Raw genomic sequence first — 281 nt, 5'->3', positions numbered from 1 at the left:
GTTCTTTAAAGAAGACTGGATCCCGAAATTCTCGGATCGCGTCATATTTACCCTGGCACCGATGATCGCCTTCACCTCGCTGCTGCTGGCTTTCGCCATCGTGCCGGTGAGTCCGAACTGGGTAGTGGCCGACCTGAACATCGGGATCCTGTTCTTCCTGATGATGGCAGGCCTCGCGGTATACGCGGTGCTGTTCGCCGGCTGGTCCAGTAACAACAAATACTCCCTGCTCGGTGCGATGCGTGCGTCTGCGCAGACGCTGAGCTACGAAGTGTTCCTCG

At 57.3% G+C, this 281-nt stretch carries 1 protein-coding gene; it reads left to right on the top strand.

Features of this window, described 5'->3' with window-relative positions; genetic code table 11:
• On the top strand, window positions 1-281 hold a 281-nt coding region (locus FDX22_RS20485), incomplete at both ends, for an NADH-quinone oxidoreductase subunit H (RefSeq protein WP_186805391.1).

It is taken from the genome of Citrobacter sp. TBCS-14 (assembly GCF_005280805.1).
Lineage (GTDB): Bacteria > Pseudomonadota > Gammaproteobacteria > Enterobacterales > Enterobacteriaceae > Citrobacter > Citrobacter gillenii.
Note: the sequence above shows the minus strand (reverse complement) of the source record. Positions and strands in the feature narration are given on the sequence as shown.